The following is a 908-nucleotide window of genomic DNA, read 5'->3' on the forward strand; positions in this document are numbered from 1 at the left end:
GTGCTCTACGCAAAGGACAAGCTTCATTATTTTATAACGGTAATATTCTAGGAGAAGTTTGGCTAGTAAATAGAGTTTTCGGTCTCTAAGCTTTTTTGAAGGGAAAATCATCGACTCAGATCCCTATTTGCAACAGTGCCGTTGTTAGTGGTTTGACCCACTAACAACTAACACGTTGGCTATTCATTGAGTAAATCCTAAACTCAACTAATTCTTTTATTTATCAGACAACCATTTTTCGACATTCGACGGCACATTCACGGCAAGCATCAGCACATTGCTGGCAGTGTTGATGCTCATGTTGGCTACATTCATCTGCACAGTATTCACAAGCCTTGGCACAAAGCTCACAAATTTCTTTCATAAAAGGAGATTCATTTTGCTGCATACGAGCACAGAGCTGACAAATATCTGCACAATCTAGACAACGCTGAATACATTCTCGCATCATCTCCAGATTTTCTTCTTTTAGACAGGCATTTGCACAACTGGCACAGGTAAGGGAACAGCTCATACATGCCTTTGCGCAATCTGAAAATTGGATATCGTTCATCATACTTACCTAAAGTCACTTGATTTAGGAATAAGCTAATCAAAAAAAAAGATATACACTAGGACGATTAGGTAAGGGAAAGTAAAATAGTCATAGATTTTGTTAAATGGTTTTAGATGCTGGCTTTGAGTGATTTAGCTGCTCATGTATTCAATACATATAAAAATATGATCTACTTTCATTCTTATTTTTCTATAGTTTTTCTAAAATCACCCTATGCACGTTATGTGAAGTCAAAAAACCGGGCACTGTTGCAAATAGGCTGACATGATAAGCTAAATATCTTATTTATTTCGAGATACAGCAGATGAATCCCTTCCACGGTCGGCACTTTCAAGGTGAAATCATTCTTTGG

The 908-nt window shown here is 37.3% G+C and carries 1 protein-coding gene and 1 pseudogene; one reads left to right on the top strand and one right to left on the bottom strand.

The genetic code is table 11. From position 1 onward, the window contains the following. Nucleotides 1-89 (top strand): annotated as a pseudogene (locus ACTL4S_RS16415) (IS6 family transposase); the annotation flags it as partial. A gap of 134 nt (nt 90-223) precedes the next feature. Here ACTL4S_RS16415 and ACTL4S_RS16420 read toward each other — a convergent pair. Then, complete coding sequence (locus ACTL4S_RS16420; protein ID WP_025466485.1) at nt 224-553, bottom strand: four-helix bundle copper-binding protein; 330 nt, start codon at nt 551-553, stop codon at nt 224-226. Between the last annotated feature and the right edge of the window lie 355 nt (nt 554-908).

The organism is Acinetobacter lwoffii (assembly GCF_052078135.1).
Lineage (GTDB): Bacteria > Pseudomonadota > Gammaproteobacteria > Pseudomonadales > Moraxellaceae > Acinetobacter > Acinetobacter lwoffii_Z.